Raw genomic sequence first — 21,330 nt, 5'->3', positions numbered from 1 at the left:
ATACAGCCACGCCTGTAACCTTTGCTCCTGGGTCAAGCTTGAGACGTAGAGGCTGAAGTTGGCTCTGTTCTGCTTTTCTATCCTTCCCGCCTTTAGGCGTGGGGTCTATGACAACGTAGGACATCAGCACAAAACTAGTTAAAACAGTGATTATTAACTCCTGCTTGTTCGTACTGTTCCAAAATTATCTTCTCAAAAACCCCCACTAGGGTCGGGTCAAACTGTATCCCCGCGCATCTCCTTAATTCCGCCAGGGCTTCCTCTTTAGACAAAGCTTTGCGATAAGGCCGGTCTGATGTCATAGCATCATAGGCATCCGCAATAGCCAAAATACGACTTAAAAGATTGATCTCTTCCCCGCGCAACCCTCGAGGGTAGCCCTCGCCGTTCCACCACTCATGGTGCTGCCTGATAAGCTCTGCAATGGGAACCAGTACAGGACTCGAACAGGCAATGCGGTAGCCTATTTCAGGATGTTTTTTGATTTCTTCTTTTTCTTTCTCACTCAGCGCACCTGGTTTACGGAGAATGTAGTCAGGTACACCCAGTTTACCGATATCGTGTATTTCAGCCAAAAGACCGAGGTCACTCAACTCAGCAGAAGATAGTCCCAATGCCTCCCCCATAAGGCGGGTCATCTTCTTCAAGCGTTCAGCATGACCACTTGCAAGATAATCCTTTTCCGCAAGCGCTACTTTTAAAATACGTACGGTAGCACGTAAAGGATCAGTCCTTCGGGCCAGCTTATCCCGATACATTCTATTGTCTGCTTCTTTAAAAGTTTCCCATAATGATTGTCCGGGATTTTCAGCTGTTGCCGTACCCAGGGAAATACTTAATGGTAATTGCTCATGAGCATTGTTCTCTTCAATGACTCTGCGGATGCGGGAAATAATCTCCTCTGCAGTTTGCCGGCTTGTTTGCGGCAGGATGATTGCAAATTCATCGCCACCGATGCGCGCTACGACATCTGAAGAACGAAATTGGTCACGAATTATCCTGGCAAATCGTCGCAGGAGCTCATCACCCTGATAATGCCCCAGAGTATCGTTGACAATTTTTAAACCGTCCAAGTCGCCGACAATGATGCTTACGGGAAAAGAACGACTTTTTTCCAGGCGGTGCATTTCTGCTTCAAAGTAAGCACGGTTATAAAGGTTGGTTAACTTGTCATGAAAACTTAAATATTTAATTTGTTCCTCGGCTTGTTTTTGCTCGGTGATGTCGCGAGCAACAGCTACTATGCATTCTTCCTCACCGAACTCTATCAACCGAAGGCTAACCGAAACCGGAAATTTGCGTCCATTCTTGCGGCGGCACCAACCTTCTACTGTCAAGCCTTCTTTAGCTCCCCGCACCTTTCGAATTATTTGTTCCCAGGATTTAGTTATATCTGATTGAATGTCCAACACGCTCATTTTTGCAAGCTTGTCCCGGTTACAGCCCAACCATTTGCAGGCAGTCTGGTTAGCGTCGAAAAATTTGCCGTTTTTTGCATCAATCAAGAAGATGGCATCATTGATTTGCTCCATTAAGGCACGGAAGCGTTTTAATTCCTCTGTTCGCTTGAGTTCGTTCAGTACCTCTTCAACACGGCGAGCAAAAATGGTATAGAGACGTCTATCTCGACTGGAAAGAGGATCCGCCTGCTCCAAATACAATAAACCCAACTTTCCATTGCGCAAGTAATATAAAAAACGATTGTCCCCCTCTTTTTCTATCTCTTCCCAGACATCATATTCTCTTTGAAAACCCCAATATCCTAAACACTTTCGGTGCTCCCGGTCACCAGTAATTAAGGCTAGTCGGCGGACTCCGAACAGCCGGGTTGATTTTTCAATTATTTCACGTACTAAATCCTTCTCGCGTGCTGGAAAGGAAAAGGAGAAGATATCATACAAAATTAAAAGCTCTGACGTATCAAAAGACATCAGCTACCTCCCCACAGCTACAATGATAGTTTTGTTATGAAAAAACGGAATTCCGGAAAAAGTACCCACTTCACCAAATGAAAGCATGCCTATCATAGGTACCTCTGGTCCTACGACATTCATAACCTCTTTCAATTCCTGTTCAAATTCTTTGCCCATTAATAAATAGCGGGAAACACAATCAAACAAAAATATTATCTCTGGCGATGCTAAACCACTTACTGCAATACTGGCTACTTCTCCAGCAGTTGTAATGAGGTTTTCGACAGTTCCCTCCATCAACGTTACCACGGTGTTTTGTGGAACTTCTGTAACAAACACTATACTGTTATCTTCCTCAACTTTAAGTGGGTCACGAATAAGGAAATATCCACCCACTGCGGGTATACCCAGGGGATATTTCATGCCGTAGGAAGGGAAACTTTCCTTGTCAATGCCTCCCAAGCATTCAGAATATACCTCAAACGCCGGACGCCCATCAATTTCATAAACTTTTTTTCCACTTGCTTTGGTAATCACCATTGGTTGCCCAACAGGTTTCCAACCGTGACCTATGCCAATTTGAAAACTAATTCCCTTTACAAGGGCAGCCGCAAGGGCATTACTGCTGACTCCCTGTTCGGTGAATTGATAGGTCTTGAAAAATTTCAGATTATCCCCGGTTCCTCCACCGATATAGGTAAAGTTCGGCCCCAGAGCATTATACATTCCTTTGATGAGGTCGGAAATATTCGTAGCAAATCCATCCGGAAAAACAAATACCGTACCGGAGTCAATGCCGCTGGCGCGTAACTTTCGTCCCGCTTCTTCTCCACTTTCCCATGAAGATAGATTAACATTTTCCTGCAAGCACGTCGCAACCTGCATCTCAGAGTCGCTAATTGTACAGACTCCCACACCCTTCTCTAATACCCCATCACGAGTAATAATTCCTGGCGTACAAAGCCCCACCAATTTGGACTTGCCGATAACCTCCTTAACGGCCTGCAATACCAGCTCCTGAGCATAATTTTCCGTAGTAAAAAGAAAGGTAATTGCAGGCTCTCCAGATTGCCCAACGGCTTGCTCTGCTGCCAACCGTCCTGCCAATACTGAATCACATTTTTGGTTGTAACCTATCCCAACCCGCATATCTATTTCCTCCAAATAATCTAAATTATCTAACTCATAGGTTAGTTGTTCTTTGTCAAGTTTTGGACTCAAATTGCCAAATGATTTTCTGAAATTTTCCGACAAAACCAATAACTTTACCGCGGTTGTTTCTAGGTTTTACCGGCACGATGAATTTTTGAGATTGTTTTCTCCTTCTTGATGGGTCTTGCCTCGATATCGAAATGGCTTACTACCCTATCAACAATGTTTTTGTTACCTGAAACTACCTGTTTGGACTGTTCAACTATTCTTTCTGCAACTGCAATTTGCTCTTTGAGTTGTTTAACAAAGTATTCTGTTTTTCTACAAGCTTTTTGTCCATCGTACCAGATTATCCCAAGTTCTTTAAATGTTAATACTTCTATGCCGGAATCATCTTCACGTATTCCGTCAGCTAAAGTAATTGGTACTAACATCGAGTCCTCCTTGAAATAAAGTTAATACTGTTAACCTTCAACCAGGTGCCGCGACCACTTCATTCAAATAAGTCATCCATGAGTTTTTCGATTTTCTTCCGGCGCTTTTCCGTTTCCTCTTTATCGACCTCAATCGACAGTTTAAGCACATCGCCCTCTTTTGCCTCTTTCGGCAAAAGACTCCGCGGCAGATCAAAAGTTTTGCCGTTATACTCTATTACCGCCATGTCACCCTCAAACCGATCTATTTTAAGCACTACGCCACCCCCTGTTATTCATACCGTGAAACCAGCTTACCTTGAGCATCATAGAGGGCTCCTGGGTCACCCTTATTGTTCCAGATATACCTCTTAGTCCACACCAGCGTGCTAGGACCAGCCTGAGCATTCGGCCCGCTCACAATCTTCAGTATCTCCCCGGCCGGTATAACCGTCCCGGACGGGAAGGTGAAGGTCTGGTTACCCTTCTCGCTGACCAGCTTCCAGCCGGATATATCCACCGCCGCACCGCCGGTGTTCTTGATAGTGACCACCTCGCCTTTTAGGTCAATATCCGCTATCTCCACGCCGCCGGTACCAGCGGCATAAGTAGGGTTATCTGGATAATAAAGCGCATCACCTTTAGGTGGTTTAACCCATACGTAATAATAGCCTTTGTCGTTGTCTTTATCATAATTATATTGTGTGTTATTCCAAGGATCATAAGGCATTTTAGAAATGTAATCGCCTACTAAGGCATTCAGAGTTTCGGGATAAGCATTATAGTTCACATAATACAGCTCAATCGCAGTGCCAATAGTTTTTAAATCGGCTTTAGCGGCGTTCAGCTTGGCCTTGTCCGCTTTCCCGGTAAAGCTGGGGATAGCTACCGCCGCCAGGGTACCCAGGATCACCACTACAACCATCATCTCAACCAACGTAAAACCGCTGTCTTCTTTTAACTTTTTGCCTATACGCCTGATCATCGTTTATCACCGCCCTTGCCTCGTATTTCCTATGTCTATTGCATTGTCCCCATAATGTTGGATATGGGTAGTAAAACGGAAATGATGATAAAAGCCGGGATATCTCACCGTGAAACCAGTCTATTACGAGCACTAGACCCCCTATTATTCATACCGTGAAACCAGCTTACCTTGAGCATCATAAAGGGCTCCCGGGTCGCCCTTGTTGTTCCAAATATAACTTTTAGTCCACACCAGCGTGCTAGGACCAGCCTGAGCATTCGGCCCGCTCACAACCTTCAGTATCCCCCCAGCCGGTATAACCGTCCTGGACGGGAAGGTGAAGGTTTGATTACCCTTCTCGCTGACCAGCTTCCAGCCGGATATATCCACCGCCGCACCGCCGGTGTTCTTGATGGTGACCACCTCGCCTTTCAGGTCTATACCCGCTATCTTCACGCCGCCAGAAGAAGAAACGGAAACGGGCGACGTGACGGGAGCGGAAGAATCGGCGGCGTGAGAATTGTCCGGCGCACGCTCTTTAAGCGGTGAGGCCTTCTTGTTGAAGGTAACGGTCTTCCCATCGCTGGTGGCAACAATAGTCCCCTGCAGGTCGGTGCGGAAGACCTGGACTCCTGCTTCCGAAAGCTTGGCTAAGGTCTCAAAGTGAGGATGGCCATATTTGTTGTTCCTGCCCACAGAGATGACTGCATATTTTGGAGATACGGCCTTGAGGAAGGCCGGCGTTGTAGAGCTACTGCTGCCGTGGTGGCCCACCTTAAGCACATCGGCCCTGAGGTTATAACCAGCCCGCAGCATTTCGCCTTCGGACTGCGCCTCGGCATCGCCGGTGAAAAGGAAACTGGTGCTGCCGTATGTAAGTTTAAGCACTGCGCTGTAGTTGTTCAGGTCGTCGTAGCTGGAACTGTTGGGAGCGACAAATACCGCTTCTACGCCCTGACCGGCATCCAGTTTAACCCCGGCTTTAGCCGGGGTAATTTTAAGGTCTTTATCCTTAATTGCCAGCAAGAGGTTTTCGAAGGTTATAGTGGTGTGAGCAACCTTCGGAAAGTATACTTTGCCTACCTCAAAGCTCCGTATTGCGGCATCCAATCCGCCAATGTGGTCTTCATGGGGATGGGTGCCGATAACGTGATCAAGCCTCTTGACGCCTTCCTGCTTGAGATAGTTTACAATCAGGCTTCCGTCATCGTTGTTTCCGCCGTCAATCAGGATGTTCTGACCGGAAGGAAGCTGGACTAGGATTGAGTCAGCTTGACCGACGTCAATGAAATGGACTTTGAGAGTACCGCTGGTGGCTGGTTTTTCCTCAGCCGGTTCCTGTTTTTGCAGCACTGTACTTTCAGCAGAAGGGGAAAGTTCCGGCTGCTGTTCTTCTTCCGAGGCGGGAACTTCCGATATCTGCTTTTCTCCCTGTTGTTGAGGGGGTGAAACACTCTGTTCGACAGCCGCCTTGTCCACTGAAAAGTTGTTTGAACCGCCCACCCCACAACCGGCGGCAATCATAGTAACAATAAACGCCGCCAGAGTAAAAAGGACAAGCCTCTTGCCGCGGCCCGTCCTTTGTAAAAGGTGGTAAGCAGTAAAAAACAGAAGAACCGCACTAGTGAACATAATAATTACCTCTAATGCATCAACCAACTGCCGTACAACTCCTTTCCCTTAAGGTTTAGGTATTACATAACTAATTAGATTAAATGCTTCATCCGATACTTTCAGCGGTTCCTCGGCAAACGGTAAACTGTACTTTTTCAATGAAAGTGTCCATAATGCGCAGGTAACTACCGTACCCCGAAAGTAGAGCCTTATCAACACAATTCATACTTGACCCGTGGTCAGCAAAAATTGTTCGTTCTCCTCGGCAATGTAATCTCCCATCCACTTTACACCCGGGGTGTGCTAAATCAGAGTGAAGGGGATAAATGTAGTCATAGCTGTCTGCTTAACCACTTTTTTAGCCATTTCCTGCAGGTTTCTAAGGTTTCTACCGGACCATCGAACCGGATTTTTATAATAGGCCGCAACTTCCTTCGCAGACCGGTTTATCTGTAATTCTATTTCTTCCTGATTAGGTATTACACTACCATACCTTTTCACAATCTGTAAATATCGTTTTGAGCAAATATCCTGTAGTGACCCTCGATTTGTCAACACCTTAGGCGGCGTTTTTACGTAGACAGAACTCCTGGTGGTAAGCCTTTGGGGATCTGTAACCTAACCGAGAATGCATCCGCTCTTCGTTGTAGTATTTGATCCACGCTGAGATAACTTTCTCGGCCTCTTCAAATGATGTTGCCAAACACACTTCTCCTTTAAAGTCCTCAAGAATCGTTCGGCATTCCCGTCTGATGAACGGTAGACGGTATTAGTGAGTTTAAGACCCAGCCGTCGTTACCACACCAGATTTTGGTCATATCCATTCTCCATAAGAGGTCAGGGCTATTTACCTCAACTTTGCCCTTATGCTGACGGCGACGTGCTTCATACCATTTTACCTTGGCTTGAAGGTTATGCTCCCGCATTAGGCGCTGCACACGCTTGCGATTAATTATTACGGGGTCAGGACCGAAGCGCAAACGCGCCCAGACCCTGCGGTAGCCAAACTCGGGGTTTTCCCGCAATATCGCCTTGATACGAGCTAATAGTTCAGCATCATCGCTCTTTTCGGCCTTTTTTGAGGGAGCGGAGTTAGCTTTGCCTTTTGCCTTGTAGTAAGCAGAACGGGATACTCCTAATACTTCGCATACCACCGATACCGGATAACGACCGGCGCTCTCTTCAACCAGCCTTATAGCTTCTTGCGCTGTTGGAGTTCCTCGTTTTTTTTTTGGAATTTCGTTTTCCAGGGTTAATCGCCCTATGGTACGTTGAGCTCGTTTGAGCTCCTCTTCAAGTGCCTTTTCTCTAGCGGATTTACTGCCATGTTTCAGTCCCTCGAGCCCATGGTTTAAAAAAATTTCTTTCCACTCGTAATACATCGACTGGCTTATACCTACTCTTCTACACAGCTCGGCTACGGTTTCCTGACCCTTTAGGCCTTCCAAGACAATTTCCATCTTTTTACCGTTTGTTTGATATAGAACAGTTAATTAATTTTTTCTTTTATTAAGTTTAACATTTTATCATCGGGCAAGATTGCCAAATAATGTTTTACGTCATTAAATTTAAATTCGATCACCCAATGGTTACGCGCATATCGAAATGTACCATCGGGTACAAAATCGTGAAAAGTTCCATTAGCTCGTTCATTCAAATAATAATTGTAGTTATTTTTAGTGTCATTGTATTTCAACCCTATGATTGAAGATAATGGTACTTCAAATCGTTTACGATAAAAAATAAATCTTCTCTCACATTTTATTACTTCATCTGAAATTTCGTAATATATATCATTCTTGTAAGGAAAAACCATCATTAAAACTGCTAATATTAACAATAATAGATTCGGAAATGACCCCAGTTCTTCAATTCCCTCTAGCAGTATTGCACTCAAAACTGCAATTACAAAGATAATTATAAACAATCTAAAAATATAAGATTTGGCTTTTATACGATAATTCATAAAAGCAGCTCTCCCGTAAGTATTTTCAAACCACATACTTGGCGAATGATAAAAGTCCCACCCAGAAAAAACATGGTAGAAACAAAGCAGCAGCAATTTTAATTTTATCTTCTTCGAAACACTTAACAAATAATACAGTTCCTACACTAATGTAAATTAAAAATGCTAAATTAGGAATTCTATTAGAAGCAACCTTCTAATTAACAAAAAAGACTTCCCCAGAAACTTGCGTAAAATCATATATACTTAATAAGATTAATGACACCAAAGCAATGATCAATACTTTAATGAGGTAAAGAATGCCCCAAAATTTTAAAAACCTTCTAAATGAAAATGACACGATATGACCAACAAAAAGCATGAATACTTTAAAATAACAGAGGTTCTCCCTTCAGCAAGGAGCTGCGCACCAAGCTCTTAAGGGTCGGTGCTCATCAGCAAGGTTGCTGTTACGTCAGGTTCCCAAGGATACTCCAATTTTGGGGTCTATTTGTTTGAAAAAGGATATTTATATATTCCTGCGAAGTAATTAACAAGAACAACCACTACTATACAAAATGATAGAATGCCTTGCCAAAATTCTGCTCTATTACGATTTTGGTGATATAAATAAAACATCCGCAGCCCGTATACAAAATTAACAATTGCTATTATTAAAGCAACTATCTCCACAACTTTAGAAAGTAACATCATTTCTCATAATCACCTTCCCAGAATTTCCATCCACAACAATGATTTGCTTATCCTTAATAAGAAGCCTTTTCTATAAGCATCTGCCCTGCCTTTTCCGTTTCCCGGCAGATTTTTTCCCTCTGACTCCAAAACATCTGCAGTGATACGGCTCCTTTTCCTTCTGCTCATCCCACACCGGCGGTGGTTCAGCCCTTCAGTTTTATTGCAGTGCCATAAACAACAATCTCAGCTGACCCTTGGGCTACTTGACTGGAAGTAAAACGTACAGCTATAGTGGCATCGGCACCTAAAGCTTTAGCCTCCTTAATCATATCATCCATAACCGCATCCCTAGTTTCTTTGAGAAGCTTACTGTAGGAGCCCAGTTCTCCACCAATGATGTTCTTCAGAGCAGAAGTCATATCGTTAAGGGCATTGACGGCCCTGACCCTGGATCCTTTTACCAAGCCTAATACCTCATAATCTTGTTTAAGTTCACAAGTCTCCAGTATCATTTTGCTCATTCCCCTTCCCAGCCTTTTAACAGGCCTTCTTTAGCTATTTGATATTGGAAATTCTCTTTATTCCCCCTGATACGAGTCGGACAGCCGGAGTTTAGGCAACCCTGCGCCCGAAAAAATATGAAGCCATCGCTCAGCGGGTTCAGTTGCAGTACCATTTGAGTGGTATGACGCTGGAAGATACAATGGTGTTTTTTACGGGCAAATTATCCTTATGAAGTTCCGTCGGGTCCATTGGTTTACCAAAAGACTAATGTTCTTGGAGAACCCCCCTTATCAAGACCCTTTGAAAAGGCTAGATTTGTTATGGTGAAGCCTTCGAGTCCTTCTTGAACCGGATACATTTAGGGAATACATCATAATTCCCTTTTGTGATACATGTTGTGATACAGCCGAAACCCTTATAAAACAAGGATTTGAAGGGTATTTGTGACACACGTTGTGTCACAAATAAACTGATAAGTCGTATTTGATTCTTCACGCGTTAAGATTCACTATATAAGAAATAGATGATAGGATGTTTTTTATGGATATTTATTGGCATCCTTTAAAAACAAGTTCAGGGTTGTCTGGCCCTGCTTTGCTCGAAAACCTGTTGGATGGTTTATAAACGTATTGATATACTTTTTGAAGATAGAGACAATGCGTTGGTGATATCGTTCGGTTAATACTTCTTTAGACAGTATGTTAGTAGTTACAATGACCAAGCGCCGTTGGGAGTCAGCCCATCGAAAGAAATCGTCGAGCCGGGCAAGTGCCCATTTATCGTCGCTTCCCAAATATTCGGCCCCCAAATCGTCCATGACCCATATCTGCGCCTTTTCTCTTTGTTGCCGCAAACGTATTTTAGTTTGCTCATCCTCGTAGGCAGTTTTAAGGGCATCAAGATACTGTTCTACAGTATAAAAGGCGCCACTCCACCCATCACCCAAGGCTTCCTTTAAGATGGCACACGCGAAATAAGTCTTACCGCAGTCTACTTTTCCTTGGACAAACACCCCTCCGCCCCTTGAACGCAGCTCCTTTATTTTAGACACATATTCCCGGCCAAAAACTCGTAAGTCTACTGGAATGTCTCGATTATTTTCCTTATCGACTATAAATGCTTCGATAGATGGGTCAATGCGTTCTAGATCCGCATCCCAAAACTCTTGCGGGATACCCGCTGCCGTCATGCGCCGTTCCAAAACCATCGACTGGTAACAAACACATGGCTTCATATATCGAATATTGCCTCGATACGTAGGAACAAATCTATTCCCTCCGCAGTAAGGACACGGGTTATGCTTTTGAAGAAATCTCACGTTGTCCGCGGAGTCTGGCAAATCGTTTTTTCACCTCCTCAACCTCTTTGTCTGTAAAGTTCCGGTATCCTTTTGGGGTCGTATTTTTGCTCAACTTGATTCCCTCCTTTCGGCGCTAGTCTTTTGCGCCGACCAAAAAAGCCCCGCCTAATGAGAGTCATAAAATAGGCAAACGAATTTACTTCTCGGGGGTTCGGGTGTTTAGAAATGCGCGAACTATGCCACTAGGGGGGCAGATGCTTAACGCTTCTTTCAACAGAGGCAGTTCTTATTCTCAAAAGTTTAATCAAAAGTACCCGTTTTTCAGGGGCAACTAATTACTTCATGGACTCGGCGATTTTCACCATGGTTTCTTTATCATAAGTACCTGTAATCACGATTTGCGTACCGTCCTGAACCCAGCTCAGTATTGTAAAGTTGTTCCGGGTTATAACCTGGCCCTCGTAACTGCCGATCATGATTTTTTCAGCCCACGGCTGGGCCATCTCATCCTTGCGTGGTTTGCTTTCCATAATCGTAAGGTTTTGCTCCCCGGGAGCCCGGTAGTTCAACATCAGGCTTGTTTGGTCGAACTCAAACTGCCGGATGTCTTGGAGGGTTACCCCTTCCGGCAGGTATGTTGGTTCAAAAACCTGAAAGTCAGCAGTTTTGCGCGCCTCTTCAAGGGTCAGCTTCTTCGGCTCCAGGTTAACTTCTTTTACTTTGACTCCCGGGGGTGCTTCGAATTTAAAGAGATTATCATCGAGGTCAACATTATATCTTATTTCCTTATAGGTCATCGTCACCTGCATCTGGTCATTTTTGATTTCCTGCTTGAGCGGCATCCAGCTTTCCCGATCAACCCATAGTTTGATCTTGCCCAGGGGGAATTCAGCATCCTGCTTGGGGGTTAGGTTGAGTATGTAGCAATCTCTTCCGGCTACCTTTTCCTGCCCGACCACTTCGATTTCAAATTCCTTTAGGAAGCGGTCGACCATTTCAGTCAGGAAACCCATCTCTTCTTGCTGCTTCTTGATCTCGCCTGGAACATCGAATACCATAACCTGATTTTTCTTTTCCATGTAGGTCCACAATCTTTTGCCATCGGAAACGCTGAGTATTTTTCCGTCTTCGGACGATTCAGCTTCGACTCGCATCAAATCGGGCCTTTTCATCCACTGCTTTATGATTGTGGTCTGGGTCTGACCGCCCATCTTGACTGTCATCTCCATCTTACTTTCGTAACTATTAATCTTTTCGTTGGCCGCCTTCATTTTGGCCGCAATCTGGTCGGCGGACAGCAGATTGGCCTGACAGCCCGTTAAGACTACGGCCAGAATTAAGATGGCGGTGGTTAACATTTTTTTCATCATATTTCCCAGCGCGGAAACTCCACTCTCTGCAAGGTGGAAAGGAGCGCTGGTTGCCACCTCCTTATCTGTTAAAGTAGTTTATGGCAGAAGGGAAAACCCTTCATGCCAGTGTAGTAAATTAAGTAAATCAAATCTTTTCGGGAAAAGACTTTCACCTCCTGGTCAGTTCGACTGCTTAAAAAAGAGTTGTCTTTCCCGAAATCAAGCTGTAGTCGGTTATGGTCGATAGAGGGGTCGTGCTTCGAGCACCGTTGTTAGATAAGGCTGACCGCCGAACTACAGTGGTTATACTTAGTTTTGGGAGGTTATGAAGTTGTTTTTTGCTGGTATTGATTGGGCTGATACTCACCATCAAGTAGCTGTTATCGATACGCAGGGCTTAGAAAAAGCCAACTTCACTGTCCCACATAGCCGTATAGCCGTGAAGGCTCGGAGTTTTTGAAGGATAAACTTCTTCAAATTGCCGGTAAACCTGAAGCAGTGGCCTGTATTATAGAGACTAAACACGGGCTTTTAATCCAGTTTTTGCTGGAAGAAGGTTTCAGAGTTTATCCTGTAAACCCTAAAGTTGTTGACCGGCGACGCAAGCCCTCGGGCGCTAAAAGCGATCCGTTGGATGCCCGTCTCCTGGCGGAGTTGGGCAGAACAGACGTTCATCATCTCAGACAGCTTAAACCAGATTCTGAGTTGATCCAGGCGCTTAAAATATTAACCCGTGACCAGGATACTTTGATTAGAGAATCTACTCGAGTAACCAACCGACTAATTGCTTGCTTGAAAGAATACTACCCTGTAGCTCTAGAACTCTTTTCTAAACCTACTCTTCCTGTTGCTCTGGATTTTTTAAAGCTCTACCCCACATTGGAAGTAGCTCAACAAGCTTCTGTACCGGAGTTAGCTGCTTTCTTAAAAGAGCACAAGCATCCAAAACCTAATCAGACGGCTATTGAGATATACAAAAAATTGCACTCTCCCCAGCTAAAGGCCAGCCCGGTAGTTACCAGGGCCAAAGCCCGTTTAATGTTGGCTTTAATATCCCAGCTCGAACCGCTCCTCGAGCAAATCAAAGAGTATGACAAGGAGATACAGCGCCTTTTTAAGCTCCACTCTGACAGCAAGTTGTTCGCCAGTTTGCCCGGAGCGGGTTTGCGGCTGGCTCCGCGACTGCTGGCATAGTGGGGAGATGATAGGGAACGCTACTTGAATGCATCCGTGGTGCAAGCTTTGGGTGGAACCTCACCAGTACTGTACCAAAGCGGTAAATACCGCTTTGCAAGACGACGAAAATCATGTGTTAAACCTTTCCGCAATGCATTGCACCAATTTGCCTACCAGACGGTCCGGTGGGTTGGTTGGGCTCGCGAATACTACGACAAAAAGCGTTCCCAGGGAAAATCACATCATGAAGCAGTACGAGCCTTGGCAAATATTTGGGTTAGGATCATTTTTGCTATATGGAAAACCAATAAGCCCTATAATGAAAGGGGCTTTCTAGCAGCAAGAGCCAAACATACTCAAGCTGCATAACTTACACTTTTTAAAACTGTTCTCGTTAATTGAGGGGGTAGTAGATAACTCATTTCCCAATTTATCCTATATTTGTTGCATATTTGCATCAAGACATAAGTAAATTAATTTCATCTCTCAGCTCTTACCTCTTGACATAGGGGTCTTTTTTACGCGAGAGTATTTTGGAAACTCCTGAGTGTCCATTTCTTAGCCCTCTATCGAGAGCTATTATTGCTTATTTCTTGTCGTTCTCACTCCAGTGCCAACAGTTTCTCCGTAAATAGTTCTCTCTGCTCTGGGCCAGGATCCCTCGCAGGATAGATTCCTTCACCGACGATTATATACCTATTTGAGTTGCCATATTTGTAATAGCTTTCCATACTTGCTGTTCAAACCACTTCCTTTGTCGAGTGGTTACTGGATTGATGGTACACTTCTGCCGGTGTCCGGTAGTCCAAGGATTGTTGAGAACGGCGTTAGTTGTAAAATTCCAAGTAGTGACCTGTTCTTCGTCTAGCTTCTTTTGGATTGCTGTACTCGTTCAAGTACACTTCCCCATACTTCAGGCTGCGATGTTCGGTGAAGATATTGCCGGTAGCCGGTTTTGATGGGAATCTCCGGATTGTTCCACTGTACCAAGGATCTGCATTCCTTACATGTCAGGTTAGAGACCAGATTTTTTCCCGAAACAGAAAACCACTGTTGGCTTTTCTGTTATTATACTGAAAACGCCAGGAAATTTTTGTCGAATTTAGTCGAATTTATGGTTCCGAATGAATCCGTGGCTTTACCATCGTCAGAACTTGGGTTAGCTTTCTAGGCAGAAGTTATCCTGTGGTGAAACGATAGTTGAGGCAAGTTCCAAATCCTTTGTTGAAACACGCAAACTATTAATACAATAATTGCTTTAACCGCTTCAAAAATGAAGGCCAGAAAAAAGTGAGTTTTATAGATGTGTTGAAACTAACCAGTCAGTGTACTGACGCATGGTCTGCTGATAATGATTTATTTATTATATGAGCAAAATTCACTTATGCTTCAGCCAGCCAGAGCTCAATAGCCAGCATGTTTCCGGTGAGCCCTAGGAATCTCAATTCAAAACCGGCGCCGCAGGGAAGCCTTGACAGCCGGAGTCCTCGCATGTGCTGATTAAACCGACGGCAGCACGCTGCCGTTTGGTCCAATTTGGTTACGCCATAAACAACGTATCATCCTTATAAAGACACTTTATTTTACATTAAGCTCTTGTTTTTTAGTTTTTGGATATCTAACAAAACCTTCTTCTGTTTTCTTAAATCCAAATTTTTTATAAAACGCAAGTAATTGTTCATAGGTCATGTCACCATATGGATTGATTTCGTTTCTTAAAGTAATACACTTAGCATCAAGGATTTTTACCAATTCCTCCATTAATGCATTAGCAATACCTTTACGCCTGTGTTCAGGAGGCACAAACAATCTATTGAAAAACCAAGAATCTCCAAGTTTGGATATTTCAGCTACAGCATTTCTTTGAGGATTTTGCAAATCAATACTAATGATTATATAATCGTCATAAATGTATCTAGATATATTCCAACTCATGAGAAACTTCTCCCCCTTGATTGCAGACTGGGCCCGACGTGAAATATTGATAGAAACTCGCGCCGCCGTCTTTTCCCCCACTAATCAATGCTGTTCATGCTTTTCTTGTACTTCTCCCAAATAGCGAATTCTTTTTCGGGAAAATTGTTGAAGGGAAACTGGCCATCCTCCCAATACGGGTCGCTAATCCAGTCTAGGAAAACCGGGTGTAAGCCAGTTACTTTTTGTAAGGCCTGACCGCGTAGGGAGTGTACATCGGATGGGCGCCGGATAAAACTTTTGATAAGCTCCTGAAAGCTGGTGGCCTGGCTGATTATTTCTTGTGCTTCCTTATCTTCTGCAAGCTCCCTTCTTAAATGTCTACAGCACGTATGAAAATCACATCGCAAGCCAAATAGCGGAAACCTCTCCAAGCTGAAATATTCGCTTATCTCATGATCTGAGAGTATTGTACTGTGGCCCCCGCGGACTGGAACTTTAACATCCTCTCCCTCTATGTATTTTTCAAGGTATTCCAACTTTGTTTTTCCTTCTCCAAGACGTGACTTTCGACGCTGCCAAGGCAATTTTTCTTTTCGAGTAGCCATTGTAGACTGCCTCCTTTTCAAAAAAGTTATGTCAAGAGCCGGGTTCCCCTCCTTATCCGTCAGCCAACCGCGCCGGTGTTATTATGTTCCTTGGACTTAATTTCCACAACCAAGTTGAGAGCCTTACATACCTTGTCAATTGTTGTCTCGTTCCACCGGCGGTTGCCGGCAAGTAAATCAGAAATGTATTGCTGGCTGTAGCCGGTCTTCCTGGCCAAGTCGCTTATTTTAAGCCTTTTTCTGGCCATTGTCGCACGAACTATTTCACTAAAATGCTGCACCCTTACTCACCTCCCAATCATATATTAAGCTATTTGCTTTATGCTGTCAAGCTCTAATTTAAGCCATTTGCTTTACTCGGACTCAAAATAAAACAAATAGCTTTATTGTCCATTCTTATTAAAGCTATTTGCTTGTTTTATTTTTGCTTAAATATGATAAACTAAAATCAGCTATTTGCGGAAGGATGTTGCAAATGAATCGGATAAGAGAGCTAAGGCAGAAAAAGGGTTTAACAGGACCGCAACTAGCCAAAATGCTAAACATTTCCCCCCAGCACCTGTATGATATGGAAAAGGGGAAGCGACGAATTCATGATGAAATTATCCAAGAATTAGTAAAAATCTTTGGTGTTTCCGCCGACTATATCCTAGGGTACTCAGGGGAAACCCAAAGATCGCAATTTCCTAACCCGACCCCCCCTGAAAAATTTGTCCTGATCCCTATTTACCGCGAAGTTCGGGCCGGACACCCTACACTAGCTGAAGAAGATATAATCGGTTATGAATGTGTACCCGAAGATGACGTGCAGGGAGGAAAATACTTCTTCGTCCGTGTCAAAGGAGACAGCATGATCAATGCCCGTCTCCAGGATGGAGACTTGGTATTAGTCAGGCAGCAGGATACCCTGGAAAACGGGCAAATTGGAGTTGTGATAGTTAATGGAAAAGCTATGATTAAGAGGTTTTACCGAAAAGGTATGCTGGTGGTCTTAAAGCCTGAAAATCCTGCTTATGAGCCTGTAGTTGCCAAGGTAACCGATGTCAGGATTATTGGGCAAGTAGTTGAGGGAAAGATTAGGCTTGACGGGAGATAGTGTGTGATTTGACTACCTCGAATCACCTGTCAATAACACTGTTTGTAACAGCCTATTTCTGCTTCTAGTTGAGCATATACCGCCTGGTTCACCTATATCGGAGAGGGCTATTAGTTTCAACGCTAGGGCATACAAGTGGTTTGCAAATACCAGGCGTAATTTCTTAGAAACGGGCGTCAAAATCTTAGAAAATAGTTTTAACGTTGCTTCCTCCTCAATTGATTGGAAAACTTCCAATGACCAACTTCAAAGCGGAATATGCCCGAGAAAGGATTACAAACGACCGCTATACCAGAGCGTGTAGAGCTTGAGGCTCGGACCATGCAACTCGGAGCCTTAGCGCCCCGGCGAAGGACCGGACTTGCCCGAAAAAGAAGTCGTTTACTGGAGCTCTTCAGCGACTGCGGTCGGGGGTAAGGCACAGGACTTCGGAAAAGAAGAGCCCCTCAGGGGGGCTGTGGATTATGTAAACTACCCCTTCCTAACGGATGGAGTCTCTCCGACCGTCCCTACGCTTCACGCCCAACGGAAAAGGCACTTCAACGTACCCACTTAATAATTGTAAAACTATCTTAGAAATGTACTAGTGGCTTATGTCAAGACCAGCTATCCTTTATGACTGCAAATTCCCTTATCATTCTGTTATCCATATTTGAATAAATTTTGCGATTATAAACGTCAGTGCTATGATTCGATAGATTTTAGTGGTATTTTCTTAGGCTTGCTCAAAAAAACTCATAAAATAACAGGAAATCATATATGTCACCTAAGAGGGTCCCATAGAAATTATTTTCTATGATTTTTTATTTTCTATCGATAATGTCCTCTTTTTGCGGGTAAATTGTACTTTATTAATTATATTTTACTATAACTACACAAACTCGAGCATTTTTTTCTTTATCAATAGCGTGGATTATTAAAAGTCAACTCATAATCCATTTTCTATATTTAGTTAAATTTGACGATTTAGGCTGTTTTATTCTTATTTTAGCTAAACTACTCACTCATGCTTAGAAATGGGCATAATATCTTAGAAATGGGCTGAAAATCTTAGAAAATAATTTTTTACGATAGAAAATAATTGCTTCCGTCACCCATATTTGTTATACTTTTCCATCTTTCCGCAAATTGCATATTATTTATCTTTCTTAATTTCTTAACAAATTTCGCTCTTGTTATAGAAATTCATCTAATTACTATCACCCCCTCGCATAATGGTAGTTCTGTTAACTTAAATCATATTTGCAATCGTAGAACCCCAGTGTTTATGCTGTTGGTGTAAGTTACCAGCTTCACCCCCAGGCATAAACAGAGGAGGTTCTACGAAGATGGTTAACTTATCTTGTCCCAAGTGCTCAAGTAACTTTTTGTGGAAGTACGGTCGCGATCATAAAGGTCGTCAAAAGTATTGATGCAAGCAATGCCGTACTCAATTTGTACCTGAAGCAAATCAACGTAAACAGCTCAACATTAAATGCCCTTGGTGCGGTGTGCTATGGAAGTGTACAAGCGCCGTAAACTTTACACTCGCTATCGCTGCTGCTCTATTCATTACAAGAACAGGAAAACATGTCGTTGTAAAATTAATATCTACAACATATCTGATCGGGCTGACCCCCTAAATTTGGACACTATGCCTTAATTACTGAGCGTTTTGCAGAATTTTGGATAAATGCTTTATGAAACTCCCTTGGCGATAGATAATTAATACTGGAGTGGATTCGTGTATCGTTATAGTACTTAATAAATTCTGTAACTACTTGATAGGCTTCTGCGTAGCTTTGAAATTCGTATAAAGACAGGCATTCTTCCTCTAAAATCCTGTGAAATGCTTCTATATGAGCATTCTTGTTTGGAGTTTTAAAGGGTAACCGTTCATGCTCCAAACCCAGGTTCCGGCAGGTTGCCTCAAACGCGTCGGACAGAAACTGTGGCCCGCTGTCGGTACGAATAACAGGCAATTTATCAGCCTAGTAAAGCTGCCGACGCAGTAACGCTCCTTTAAGTGTGGTAATGGCGTCTTGAGCCAAACAAGAAAGGCCAATATGATAGTCAACAATCATCCTGTCATAAACGTCGATTATGGCCATGAAAAAGAAAAAGCGATCTTCCCCACATATGTAGCCATACTTGACATCCTTTCCCAAAGCTGGTTTGAGGCTGTAACGGTTCGATTTCTGGCCACTCTTCTGGGATGTTTACGTTTTACCCGTCGCTGTGGCTTTAAAACGTCCAACTCTTTACATAGTCGGTAAACCTTCTTTTTGTTAATTACGAGTTTGTATTTTCGGCGCAAACAGATTGTCAGCTTGTGGTAGCCATAGGCATAACCTTCTCCTTCGATTAGTTCTATGATGTATTCTTTGATTTGTTCGTCTGAAACTGGGTTGCCATGAATATCCACTGAATAGCCGGGAATGGGCCTGCCACCATTATTATGGGCTTTGTGTTTATCCTTTTGCTTTAGGTGATAGTAATACGTGGAACGGCTTATTCCTACAGTACGTAATACTAAAGTTGCATGATCCACGATTTATCCATTTTTGAGCAATATTTACTTTGTCTTCAAGTGTGGGTTTGTTTTTTTAAGAGATCACGGAGAAATTCGATTTCCAGGTCTTTTTCTCCGAGCAGCTTTTTTAATTTTTCGTTTTCTTTGACTATTTCCTTGTATTCCTGTTCGCTATAGATGGCGGTGGTACGGTTCTTTAAAGGGGTTTTGCCATCAAGGAAGTTCTTTTCTCCTACCACTTTATAGGTTCTAACCCATCTGTTAACCATATTTGGGTTGAGTTCATGTTTACGGGCCACCATGGCACCGTTACGAGAGCTAAGCTGGTTGCGTATTCAAATAAAATAAGAAGTGACCTACCAAGTAGCAGATATTCCCGGGCAACTGGGGATAACATAAGGAATTTTAGGTCTCCACTTGATTCGACCGCTTCATCGCCCAAGGAACTTGCTTGAAAAATTGAGGCCACACTAAAGGCCCACCCAATAAAAACATTGTAAATAACCGGAATCTCCTTTACATCTGAAAAGAAAATTAACATGGCAATAAAAAAGAAAAGCCCACTACGTAAAGACTTCCAGTTCCGGTAACCGCTTTTAAGAAAGTAAACAAGCATTGTTCCTATTAATATTCCTATTAATATTCCTAATCCCCCCTTTATTTAATGCGTATGGTCTGTTAAACAGAGCAACCTTTGAATAAGTTGGGCTTGAAAAAATCATTTTTTCCATACTTCTATGCTTTCATCTTTATGGTCTAATTTCAACCCTGCCTGTCGGACAACTAATTGTTTCGCATTCTCTAATTTTAAAAAATCACGTTTGCTTAAAATTATTGTTCTTTTGTTTGATGTTTCAAATACAAAGCGAATACTGTTATCAAAAATATTTCCTCTTTCAATATATAGGGTTTCTAACTGCTCCCAGGGTACAATAACACGTTTAAAAGGATAAAATACAAGAAAGTAATCTTCAGTAATAACCAGCTTTAATGGTGCCCGAACCATCAAACCAAAAAACAACCCTAACACAACAATTATCAAAGAAATCCTTAATCTTGAATTCTCAAACTTTTTCCAAGCAAGTATAGCCGTTAAAACAATCACAAAAATAAATATAGTAATTATTTCAGTATTAGTCTGTTCCCAGATGATATCGCCCCACCACCTTTTTGGAGATTTTTTGAAATAACCATTTATTCGAGTGTTTAGGATAGTATTCCTTCTTGTTTCAAACTTTTGTTCAACTCCTTGCCATAGATTCAAATTTTAAGCTAAGAAATTACTGTGTTCAAATAATATAATAGGCCTAGCCAAATAGAATATGGCCCTATTAAAATCAATCTACTTTTTAGAAAAGAGATCCGAACTATTTTTCTTATAATATAGGCTCCAGTTATTGTTCAATGCTGGTTATTCTGTCCAATTTTGTCACCACCCAAAGCTGTAATAGGCTTCAGCAACAAGGCGTGTTCGACTGACTGGCATCTAAGAATTTCAGGAACAATTCCTTCCGGTGGGAGCTGGTCCATTTCGATAATCATCATCATCCGGGCTCCCCTGCTTTGCCGGGAAACACGCATGGCAGAAATGTTAACCTTGTGGTCTGCCACAATGCTGGTTACTGACGCAACCCCACCGGGCCTGTCCCGGTGGGCTACAATCAGTGTGGCATAACTTCCTGAGAGTTCCACCTGGATGTCATTGATTTTAGTGATCAAGATCTTGCCCCCTCCAATGGAACTCCCCAGTATTTCAATCTTGTTTTTTCCCTTTTCAAGCCGCAGCAAAGCGGTATTGGGGTGTACTTCCCCGAGGTCAGCAGAAGAAAACTCTACCTGCATCCCAAGCTCAGCCGCAGTCTTTAAGGACTGCGGCAGCCTTGTATCATCAGGTGCCCAGCCCAGAAGCCCTGCCACCAGAGCCCTGTCAGTACCATGGCCCCTGCCTGTGGAGGCAAAGGAGCCGTGGAGTACGATTTCCACCTTATCCGGTTGTTCACCAAAAATATTCCTAGCCATAAGCCAAGACGGACTGCACCGGCAGTGTGCGAGCTGCTCGGGCCGATCATTACAGGCCCTATGATGTCAAATATTCCTCCTATCTCAATATTTTGGTTCTAACTCCCCCAAACTCTTTTTTTCGTAGAATTTGAGGGTTTTGCTACTCT

Annotated in this window: 21 protein-coding genes and 2 pseudogenes; 2 read left to right on the top strand and 21 right to left on the bottom strand. The window is 43.2% G+C overall.

The window, feature by feature from the left end:
- Positions 1-134: 134 nt before the first annotated feature.
- The 12 genes from KKC1_RS07310 to KKC1_RS07245 all read right to left on the bottom strand — a co-directional run bounded on the left by KKC1_RS07310 (position 135) and on the right by KKC1_RS07245 (position 11,871).
- A complete protein-coding gene (locus KKC1_RS07310; protein ID WP_088553816.1) occupies positions 135-1,931 on the bottom strand; it encodes a diguanylate cyclase in 1,797 nt (598 codons plus the stop codon).
- Between the two features lie 3 nt (positions 1,932-1,934).
- Positions 1,935-3,062 carry an FIST signal transduction protein gene (locus KKC1_RS07305; RefSeq protein WP_088553815.1) on the bottom strand — a complete coding sequence of 376 codons (1,128 nt, stop codon included), beginning with the start codon at positions 3,060-3,062 and terminating at the stop codon, positions 1,935-1,937.
- Between the two features lie 131 nt (positions 3,063-3,193).
- The gene (locus KKC1_RS17780; RefSeq protein WP_088553814.1) at positions 3,194-3,499 is read right to left on the bottom strand and encodes a hypothetical protein; all 306 of its coding nucleotides are present in this window, start codon (positions 3,497-3,499) and stop codon (positions 3,194-3,196) included.
- Positions 3,500-3,558: 59 nt separating this feature from the next.
- Entirely contained in the window at positions 3,559-3,756 is a 198-nt protein-coding gene (locus KKC1_RS07295; RefSeq protein WP_305790386.1) for a DUF3006 domain-containing protein, read from the bottom strand.
- Between the two features lie 14 nt (positions 3,757-3,770).
- Positions 3,771-4,463: a lamin tail domain-containing protein gene (locus KKC1_RS07290; protein WP_088553813.1), complete on the bottom strand. Its 693-nt coding sequence runs from the start codon at positions 4,461-4,463 to the stop codon at positions 3,771-3,773.
- A 144-nt stretch (positions 4,464-4,607) separates the two neighbouring features.
- Positions 4,608-6,104, bottom strand: coding sequence for an MBL fold metallo-hydrolase (locus KKC1_RS07285; protein ID WP_202819990.1), 1,497 nt, complete (start codon positions 6,102-6,104; stop codon positions 4,608-4,610).
- Positions 6,105-6,618: 514 nt separating this feature from the next.
- Positions 6,619-6,768 carry an integrase core domain-containing protein gene (locus tag KKC1_RS17470; RefSeq protein WP_368731559.1) on the bottom strand — a complete coding sequence of 50 codons (150 nt, stop codon included), beginning with the start codon at positions 6,766-6,768 and terminating at the stop codon, positions 6,619-6,621.
- A 16-nt stretch (positions 6,769-6,784) separates the two neighbouring features.
- Positions 6,785-7,519, bottom strand: a complete 735-nt coding sequence (locus KKC1_RS07270; RefSeq protein WP_088553810.1) for an IS3 family transposase — start codon at positions 7,517-7,519, stop codon at positions 6,785-6,787.
- Positions 7,520-7,548: 29 nt separating this feature from the next.
- Complete coding sequence (locus tag KKC1_RS07265) at positions 7,549-8,025, bottom strand: hypothetical protein (RefSeq protein ID WP_143288706.1); 477 nt, start codon at positions 8,023-8,025, stop codon at positions 7,549-7,551.
- An 878-nt stretch (positions 8,026-8,903) separates the two neighbouring features.
- Positions 8,904-9,221 carry a YbjQ family protein gene (locus tag KKC1_RS07255; protein WP_202819989.1) on the bottom strand — a complete coding sequence of 106 codons (318 nt, stop codon included), beginning with the start codon at positions 9,219-9,221 and terminating at the stop codon, positions 8,904-8,906.
- A 521-nt stretch (positions 9,222-9,742) separates the two neighbouring features.
- Entirely contained in the window at positions 9,743-10,543 is an 801-nt protein-coding gene (locus KKC1_RS07250) for an ATP-binding protein (protein ID WP_088553806.1), read from the bottom strand.
- 296 nt (positions 10,544-10,839) lie between these two features.
- On the bottom strand, positions 10,840-11,871 hold the full coding sequence (locus KKC1_RS07245; protein WP_192868129.1) for an outer membrane lipoprotein-sorting protein: 1,032 nt from the start codon (positions 11,869-11,871) through the stop codon (positions 10,840-10,842).
- A gap of 316 nt (positions 11,872-12,187) precedes the next feature.
- Here KKC1_RS07245 and KKC1_RS17775 point away from each other — a divergent pair.
- Positions 12,188-13,401: pseudogene (locus KKC1_RS17775) on the top strand (IS110 family RNA-guided transposase).
- Positions 13,402-13,859: 458 nt separating this feature from the next.
- On the opposite strand, the pseudogene KKC1_RS17460 reads toward KKC1_RS17775, so the two are convergent.
- The 4 genes and pseudogenes from KKC1_RS17460 to KKC1_RS07225 all read right to left on the bottom strand — a co-directional run.
- Positions 13,860-13,982 (bottom strand): annotated as a pseudogene (locus tag KKC1_RS17460) (IS3 family transposase); the annotation flags it as partial.
- Between the two features lie 628 nt (positions 13,983-14,610).
- Positions 14,611-14,967, bottom strand: coding sequence for a GNAT family N-acetyltransferase (locus KKC1_RS07235; protein ID WP_143288705.1), 357 nt, complete (start codon positions 14,965-14,967; stop codon positions 14,611-14,613).
- A gap of 80 nt (positions 14,968-15,047) precedes the next feature.
- Complete coding sequence (locus KKC1_RS07230; RefSeq protein WP_088553803.1) at positions 15,048-15,554, bottom strand: hypothetical protein; 507 nt, start codon at positions 15,552-15,554, stop codon at positions 15,048-15,050.
- A gap of 59 nt (positions 15,555-15,613) precedes the next feature.
- Positions 15,614-15,835 (bottom strand): helix-turn-helix domain-containing protein, encoded by a 222-nt coding sequence (locus tag KKC1_RS07225; RefSeq protein ID WP_202819986.1) that lies wholly within the window; start codon positions 15,833-15,835, stop codon positions 15,614-15,616.
- 194 nt (positions 15,836-16,029) lie between these two features.
- On the opposite strand from KKC1_RS07225, the gene KKC1_RS07220 reads away from it, so the two are divergent.
- Positions 16,030-16,650, top strand: coding sequence for a LexA family protein (locus KKC1_RS07220; RefSeq protein WP_192868128.1), 621 nt, complete (start codon positions 16,030-16,032; stop codon positions 16,648-16,650).
- A 1,631-nt stretch (positions 16,651-18,281) separates the two neighbouring features.
- On the opposite strand, the gene KKC1_RS17455 is transcribed toward KKC1_RS07220, so the two are convergent.
- The 5 genes from KKC1_RS17455 to KKC1_RS07195 all read right to left on the bottom strand — a co-directional run bounded on the left by KKC1_RS17455 (position 18,282) and on the right by KKC1_RS07195 (position 21,181).
- Positions 18,282-18,536 (bottom strand): integrase core domain-containing protein, encoded by a 255-nt coding sequence (locus KKC1_RS17455; protein ID WP_368731561.1) that lies wholly within the window; start codon positions 18,534-18,536, stop codon positions 18,282-18,284.
- 194 nt (positions 18,537-18,730) lie between these two features.
- Complete coding sequence (locus tag KKC1_RS17450) at positions 18,731-19,054, bottom strand: IS3 family transposase (RefSeq protein WP_368731560.1); 324 nt, start codon at positions 19,052-19,054, stop codon at positions 18,731-18,733.
- Between the two features lie 161 nt (positions 19,055-19,215).
- Positions 19,216-19,461: a transposase gene (locus tag KKC1_RS07205; protein WP_192868126.1), complete on the bottom strand. Its 246-nt coding sequence runs from the start codon at positions 19,459-19,461 to the stop codon at positions 19,216-19,218.
- A gap of 419 nt (positions 19,462-19,880) precedes the next feature.
- Positions 19,881-20,426 (bottom strand): hypothetical protein, encoded by a 546-nt coding sequence (locus KKC1_RS07200; protein WP_088553800.1) that lies wholly within the window; start codon positions 20,424-20,426, stop codon positions 19,881-19,883.
- Positions 20,427-20,563: 137 nt separating this feature from the next.
- Complete coding sequence (locus KKC1_RS07195; RefSeq protein WP_202819985.1) at positions 20,564-21,181, bottom strand: serine dehydratase beta chain; 618 nt, start codon at positions 21,179-21,181, stop codon at positions 20,564-20,566.
- Positions 21,182-21,330: the final 149 nt, after the last annotated feature.

It is taken from the genome of Calderihabitans maritimus, from assembly GCF_002207765.1.
Classification (GTDB): Bacteria; Bacillota; KKC1; order Calderihabitantales; family Calderihabitantaceae; genus Calderihabitans; species Calderihabitans maritimus.
This window is presented reverse-complemented; position numbering and strand designations above follow the sequence as displayed.